We start from the raw sequence: 7533 nt of genomic DNA on the forward strand, positions 1-7533 counted from the left end.
CCGGCAAAGCGCCTCGTTGCATTTAGGGAAAGACGGGGATAATAGTCGTCTCGAATAACATTCTGAGAGAGGATCGCATGATTTCGTTTGATTACAAGCCTCAGGGCGTGTGTGCTCGCAATATTCACCTTGACCTGTCCGATGACGGCAACAAGGTGGTGGGCGTCGAGTTTACCGGTGGCTGCAACGGCAATCTCAAGGCTATCTCCAAGCTGGTCGAGGGCGCTCCTGCCGATCGCGTCATCGAGGTTCTCGCTGGTAATACCTGCGGTATGAAGAAGACTTCTTGCGCCGATCAGCTCACGCGCGCTATCGAGGCCGCTCGCGCCGAGATCGCCTAATGAGTATCGCCGACCAGATCAAGAACGGAATATCGCGCCGCGGCTTTGTGCTCGGAGGGGCTGCCGCGGGCGCTGCCACGGTGCTTGCCGGATGCTCAAAGAAAACGGGTACCAGCGACGACGCTGCCGGCGAGCCACAGGTTATCAAAGACGACTCAAAGATTGTCTCGATTACGGATGAGTACGAAGCTGTTGATATCGATCTTGAGCCTGCGGCCTCGTGGACGCTGCCGCTGGGCACGCTACTGTACTACTGCGATGGTGACTACGCTGCCGCGATGATGGCGCCTGCTTCTGCCCTGCATGCCAATACGCTTGGTGTGCTCAACCTGGGCGATGGCTCGCTCACGACGCTTATCGAGGATCCCGTCGAAGGTACGGGATATTCGTTTTACGATGTCCGCGCCGGCGATGGCGTGTTTGCTTGGGTCGAGATGAACTTTGCGAACTCGTCATGGAAGCTCTATGCGCAAAGTATGGCAGGCGCGTCGCTTGTCGGCGATGTGGTTGAGCTCGACCGAGGCGGCAAGGACTACGATCCGCCGATGTTTACGGCGTTCGAATCGTCTGTCATTTGGTACAAGATGCCCTCAACGGGCGGAAATAAGACGAGTAGCGATTCGTATTGCTACCGCCGTTCGCTCGATGAGGCAAAGGTCGAGACCATTTGGAAGTCAACGGGTCGCTTTGCATCTGCCCCGCGCGTGAGTGACGGTATCTTGACCATATCCCCGCGCGTGCGCAATGACGAGGGTGTCTACTACGGCATGACGGCGATTGACCTGACGGACGGCAACAATACCAAAAGGGCTCAGCTGGTCCTTCCCTCCTCGGTGTCTCCCTTTGAGGCCGTATATATGGGTGACACATTTGTGTTCTCCATCGAGGCGACCTATAACGGCGTGGGAAGTCTTGGAAACATGGGCACCTATATTGGCAACGAGAACGGGACCTTCCTATTCCTGTCGCGTGAGCCGCTTGCATGTGCTGCCGGCAGGAAGAACAAATATCTGGTTAAGGTTCAGGCATCGCATTTTCTGATCGATACCTCCGCCAAAACCTATGGCTCGCTGCTGTCGCCCGACCGCGCCCTTGAATATGGCGATTATCCAGCTACGGCGGGTAAATCGAATACGTTTTTGACCTATGCCACGGTACGCAACAGCCAGGGAATCCCCGAGACGGTCACTGCCCGCCTATTCTCTCTTTAGTACCGAGGGGTTAAAAAGGCGCCAACGGGGGAATAAACGCGTTGTAATTGTGAGTACCGCCCGCCGAGCCGCCGCACTGCAGCGGTGCTCGGTGGGCATAGGTGCGTTAAAATGGGCTTGTTCTTAGCTAATTGAGACAGGGGGGCCGTGTTATGGCTTCAGATGCAAAAAAGATTCTGCTGGTCGAGGATGAGAAGGCAATCCGTGACGCTGTCGCTGCCTATCTCGAGCGCGAGGGCTATTGGGTTGTGGGCGTGGGCGACGGCCAGTCTGCTATCGAGGAGTTCGAGAAGCATCAGTTCGACCTGGTCGTGCTCGACCTCATGCTCCCTAAGATTCCCGGCGAGCGCGTTTGCCGCACCATTCGCGACACCTCGGATGTGCCTATTATCATGCTTACCGCCAAGGGCGAGATCGAGGACCGTATTATCGGCCTCGAGCTCGGAGCCGACGACTATCTGATCAAGCCGTTCTCGCCGCGCGAGCTTGTTGCGCGCGTTCGCGCTCTGTTCCGCCGTGCCCATCAGGCCGACGAGCCCGCCGTCGAGGTACTCGACTTCGGCGATCTGGTCATCGATATCTCGGGCCACAAGATTTTGGTCGAGAACAAGGAAGTGGACCTGACCGCTTCCGAGTTTAAGCTGCTCACCACGCTTGCTCGTCATCCCGGTCGTGTCTACAACCGTATGGAGCTGGTTGAGAAGGTTCTCGGCTACGACTTTGAGGGCTATGAGCGCACCATCGACAGCCACGTGAAGAACCTTCGCGCCAAGCTGGGCGACGACCCCAAGAAGCCTAAGTGGCTCTACACCGTCCACGGTGTTGGCTATCGCTTCGAGGCCCCGGCCAAGACCGATAAGGCGGACGAGAAATAGGGAAATCACATATGACACCTGCGCGCTTTGAAATCGGACAAAAGCACAAGCAGGAGAACGAGGCGGGTTCCAAAGCAAGTTGGAACACGCCTCGTTCCGATTCACGGCCAACGATGAGCTATCCCTCGCGTATGGCCCTGGCTTTTGCCCTGACGTCGCTCATGACGGTATTGGTGCTGGTGGGCGTTGTCTCCGTTGTATGGGGCACCGTCTTTTCGGATTACACGCGTTCCAATATCGTTGAGATCGCCAATTCTGCCGCCGAAAAGCTTGCGACGTCGTACGAGGAAAACGGCAATTGGACGGCGGGCGAGCTGCGCACGGTCGCGACATCGAGTTTGGTGTCCGACGATCTGGGCATGCAGGTCGTCAACAAAAAGGGCGTGATCGTTTATGACGACTCATGGCCTTCGGCAAGTGCGACCGCCGATGTGCGCGAGAGCGAATCGGCGTCGAGCAGCTCGAGCGGTAAAAAGGCCTCGCATAGCCCGGTTTCGTCGGCGCCCACCGACTCCGATAGTGTTGCCAACGTCGAAATCATAACGTCTTCCGGCGAGCATGTCGGACAGGTAAAGCTATGGGCCATCGGCTCCGACGCCCTGCTCACCAAGGCAGATTCTGCGTTTAGAGAGAAGACCTTTAACGCCATGGCCCTTGCCGCGGTTGTGGCAGTCTGCATCTCGGTCGTTATCGGATCGCTCATGTCGCGCATGCTCACCAAGCCGATTCATCGTATTACCAGCACGGCCAAGCAAATTCGCGATGGCGATCTATCCGCTCGCACGGGCTTGCGCGGCGATGACGAAATCGATCAGCTGGGTGAGACCTTTGACGAGATGGCCACCTCGCTCGAGAAGGATATGAAGCACGAAAAGCGCCTGACCTCGGATGTCGCGCACGAGCTTCGCACACCGCTTATGGCCATGCTTGCAACGGTCGAGGCCATGCAGGACGGCGTGTATCCCACCGATGATGAGCATTTGGAAACCGTTGCTTCCGAGACGCGTCGACTTGCCCGTCTGGTGCAGCAGATGCTCGACCTGTCGCGCATGGAAAACAGCACGGCGCCGCTCAACCTTGAGCAGGTGGACATGGTCCCCTTCGTGCGCTCCATCGTCAACGCTCAGGAGCGCCTGTTTGTCGACCGCGATCTGCGCTTGCGCTTTGCAGACGAGACCCAAGGTCACGATGATGTCGTCGAGGCCGACCCCGATATGATCACGCAATGCGTCATCAACCTCATGAGCAACGCCATGCGCTACACCCCCGAGGGCGGTTGGGTCGTGGTGTCGGTGCTCAGTGACCGCAAGCATGTCAGTATTGCCGTTTCGGATACCGGTATCGGCATTGCCAAGGACGATTTGTCGCGCATCTTCGGCCGTTTTTGGCGCGCCGATGCCAGCCGCGCCCGCGAAGCTGGCGGCCTGGGCGTTGGCCTCGCCGTGACCAAGCAGATCGTCGAGCGTCACCATGGCTACATATCCGTGGAGTCGGAGCTTGGAAAGGGTACGACTTTTACAATTCATCTGCCCCGCGAGCACACGGCGGACGCGGCATCTACTACAATGGAGCACTAGCTTTTCGCTATTCGGTGAAGGAGGGGCCGCGTCCCTGCCGCTCCGAGTTTGCGAAAACGTGTGGGAAAGAACCCGCATTTCTGTCGTATTTAGGTAAGGAGTGACTCACGTGACAACGATGGAGCGTCGTCCGGATTCCCGTGGCAAGGTTCGTGATATCTACGATGCCGGTGAAAACCTGCTGATGGTCGCCACCGACCGCATTTCTGCGTTCGACTTCATTCTTCCCGACGAGATTCCGTTTAAGGGAGAGGTGCTCAATCGCATCTCGGCGTTCTGGTTCGACAAGTTTGCCGATATCGTCCCCAACCATCTCGTCTCCATCGACCCGGCGGATTTCCCCGAGGAGTTTGCTGAGTATCGTGACTACCTCGCTGGCCGCGCCATGCTGGTTAAGAAGGCCCAGACGATTCCTATCGAGTGCATCGTCCGCGGCTATCTGACCGGTTCGGGCAAGAAGACCTACGACGAGAACGGCACCGTCTGCGGCATCCAGCTGCCTGAGGGCCTGACCGAGGCTTCCAAGCTTCCCGAGCCGCTGTTCACGCCGTCCACGAAGGCCGAGATCGGCGACCACGACGAGAACATTTCGTTCGAGCGTTGCTGCGAGATCGTGGGTGAGGACATCGCCGCGCAGATTCGCGACCTGTCCCTCAAGATTTACAAGGCCGCTGCCGAGTATGCCGCGACTCGAGGCATCATCATTGCCGACACCAAGTTCGAGTTTGGTGTCATCGATGGCAAGGTCACGCTGATCGATGAGTGCCTCACGCCCGACTCCAGCCGTTTCTGGCCTGCCGCCAGCTACGAGGAGGGCAAGATCCAGCCTAGCTACGACAAGCAATTCGTCCGCAATTGGCTCAAGGCCAACTGGGATATGACGGGGGAGACCCCGCACCTGCCCGCCGAGGTCATCGATGGCACGTCCGAGCGCTATCGCGAGGCCTTCCAGATCATCACGGGCTCCCAGTTCACAAGCATGAAGGAGAACGCGTAAGTGAGTACCCGCAGCGCCACGAACAAGCGCACGCAATCCCACGAGGTTACCGGGGTTGCGCGCAAGTCCGCCGCATCCGCCAAGCCCGCTCGTCAGGCAGCGAGTTCTGTTCACGTCGTGCCAGCATCATCCAAGGCACGCCGCAAGGAGCTCGAGAAGGGCGAGAGCCTCGAGGGCCTCTCTAAAGAGGAGAAACGCGCCCGCAAGGCTAAGCAGCGCGCCAAGGAGGACCGCATCTACACGGTGTCGAATATCCTTCTCAAGCAGGATGAGGACTACACCAAGCGCCGTCGCATCTGGTGGGCCGTGCTCGCCATCGGTATGGTGCTCGTCGTGGCCATTTGGGCTTCGCTGTACTTCGCTCCCGCTGGCATGGTGTCCAGCCCCGTCCAGATGGTCGGCATCGTTTTGTCCTATGTCATCATTCTGGGTGACTTTATCTACGACTTCATTCGTATTCGTCCCCTGCGCAACATGTACCGCACGCAGGCCGAGGGCATGTCCGAGAACAAGCTCAACGCCCTTATCGAGCGCGCGGCTGCCGAGGAGGACAAAAAGGACTCCAAGAAGAAATAGCGTTTGCATTCATACTTATCGCTAAGATATAAGGCGCGTCGTTTTTGCGGCGCGCCTTTTTACTGTTCTATAGATAGATGGAGTGGCACATGATTCGAGCTGCCCTGACGGTTGAAGAAGCTCTGGAGGGCATGAAGGCCCTGGAGCCCAAGATTAAAAACTACGCTCGCCTGGTTGTCTGCAAGGGCGTAAACGTCAAGCCCGGCCAGGAAGTCGTCGTTCAGTCTCCGGTCGAGTGTGCGCCGTTTGCGCGCGTGGTGGTCGCGGAGGCCTATGCTGCCGGCGCCGGCCACGTGACGGTCATTTGGGCCGATGATGCCGTGACGAGGCTCACGTACGAGCATGTCGAGAAAAGCTATTTTGAGCAGACGCCCGAGTGGAAGCGCCTGCAGCTGGATTCCCTGGCCCAGGACGGTGCCTGCTTTATCTTTATCGAGGGTGCGGATCCCGCAGCCCTCAAGGGCATCGATCCAGCCAAGCCGGCCGCGGCATCCAAGGCGAGGAATACGCAGTGCAAAGTTTTCCGCCGTGGGCTGGATTACAACATCAATCCGTGGTGCATCGCCGGCGCTCCGGTCGTGGCTTGGGCGCACGAGGTGTTCCCGGGAGACGCCGATGAGGTTGCAATCTATAAGCTGTGGAATGCGATTCTGCACACCGCTCGCGCCGATGGCCAGGACCCGGAGAGCGACTGGGAACTCCATGACGCCGCATTCGAAAAGAACCTGCGTTTCCTAAACGATAATCAATTTGATTGCCTGCACTACACCGCTTCGAACGGAACCGATCTGACGATTGGCATGACGAAAGGTCACGAGTGGGCCGGCGGCAAGGGCAAGACGCCCGATGGACATCCCTTCTTCCCCAACATTCCCACCGAGGAGGTCTTCACTTCGCCCGATCGCATGCGTGCCGACGGTATCGTGTATTCGGCCATGCCGCTCATCCACCACGGTAACAAGGTCGACGATTTTTGGATTAAGTTCGAGGGCGGCCGTGTGGTGGACTACGACGCCCGCGTGGGCAAGGCGACGCTTGCGAGCATCATCGATACCGATGAGGGCGCTGCTCATCTGGGAGAGGTCGCGCTCATTTCCAAGAACACGCCGATCCGCGAAAGTGGCGTTCTGTTCTACGATACGCTCTATGACGAGAACGCCAGCTGCCACCTTGCGCTGGGTGTCGGCTTCCCCGAGTGCATCGAGGGCGGGTATGACATGTCCAAGGAGGAGCTCCTGGAGCATGGCGTTAACGTCTCGAGCACGCATGTTGACTTTATGATCGGCACGGACGACATCGATATTACGGGCATTACGCCTGATGGACGTGAAGTTGTGATTTTCCAGAACGGCCAATGGAGTTGGGAATAGACCCAGACCGTGGTACAATGCCACCCGCGGGCCGTTAGCTCAGCTGGCAGAGCAGGGGACTTTTAATCCCAAGGTCCAGGGTTCGAACCCCTGACGGCCCACCATAGAAAAGAAAAGCGACTGGCGGATGCCGGCCGCTTTTTTGTTGCAGGTACACGGGTTCGAACCCGTCGGGGCGCGGAGCTGAGTAAACGCGAGAGCGTTTGCCAGCGCAGCGCGCGAGGCGAGAAAGCGCCGCAGCGGCCGCCTGCGAAGCAGGCTGAACCCCTGACGGCCCACCAAAGATTGTTGAGACGGTCAACTTCGGTTGGCCGTCTTTTTTTCGCTCTTTCATGGGTTCGAACCCGTATCTATCTATATATAAGAACGCTTGGCGAACAAAACCCGCCTTTTACCGATGAGAAACAAATAGCTGATGCCTTTGGAGTAAAGTAGCGCTCCAGAGATGACCGATGTCTCAATACTCGTAAAACAGCTGGTCATCGCCAATATCAGAAGCCAATGCTTCAGTTTTAACCTCAGTGACGCGACTGAGGGATCTATTTATTTGTGAACAAAATATGGAGTGCGTGATTCCCGCCCCCGG

7 protein-coding genes and 1 tRNA gene are annotated in these 7533 nt (G+C 57.8%); all 8 read left to right on the forward strand.

All coding sequences use genetic code 11. The features are described from left to right. The first annotated feature begins 77 nt into the window (after window positions 1-77). On the forward strand, window positions 78-341 hold the full coding sequence (locus DXB98_RS05225; RefSeq protein ID WP_117629999.1) for a TIGR03905 family TSCPD domain-containing protein: 264 nt from the start codon (window positions 78-80) through the stop codon (window positions 339-341). Further along, complete coding sequence (locus DXB98_RS05230; RefSeq protein ID WP_117734829.1) at window positions 341-1552, forward strand: twin-arginine translocation signal domain-containing protein; 1212 nt, start codon at window positions 341-343, stop codon at window positions 1550-1552. Before DXB98_RS05225 ends, DXB98_RS05230 begins: the two co-directional genes overlap by 1 nt. A gap of 152 nt (window positions 1553-1704) precedes the next feature. Then, entirely contained in the window at window positions 1705-2427 is a 723-nt protein-coding gene (locus DXB98_RS05235) for a response regulator transcription factor (protein WP_117734830.1), read from the forward strand. 11 nt (window positions 2428-2438) lie between these two features. Beyond that, complete coding sequence (locus DXB98_RS05240) at window positions 2439-4004, forward strand: cell wall metabolism sensor histidine kinase WalK (protein WP_117734831.1); 1566 nt, start codon at window positions 2439-2441, stop codon at window positions 4002-4004. Between the two features lie 118 nt (window positions 4005-4122). Beyond that, window positions 4123-5001, forward strand: a complete 879-nt coding sequence (locus DXB98_RS05245) for a phosphoribosylaminoimidazolesuccinocarboxamide synthase (protein WP_117743382.1) — start codon at window positions 4123-4125, stop codon at window positions 4999-5001. Next, window positions 5002-5577, forward strand: coding sequence for a hypothetical protein (locus tag DXB98_RS05250; RefSeq protein ID WP_117743383.1), 576 nt, complete (start codon window positions 5002-5004; stop codon window positions 5575-5577). 89 nt (window positions 5578-5666) lie between these two features. Beyond that, window positions 5667-6947, forward strand: coding sequence for an aminopeptidase (locus DXB98_RS05255; RefSeq protein WP_117743384.1), 1281 nt, complete (start codon window positions 5667-5669; stop codon window positions 6945-6947). 28 nt (window positions 6948-6975) lie between these two features. Then, window positions 6976-7051, forward strand: a tRNA-Lys gene (locus DXB98_RS05260). Window positions 7052-7533: the final 482 nt, after the last annotated feature.

Origin of the sequence: Collinsella sp. OM07-12 (assembly GCF_003438275.1) — a bacterium.
GTDB lineage: Bacteria > Actinomycetota > Coriobacteriia > Coriobacteriales > Coriobacteriaceae > Collinsella.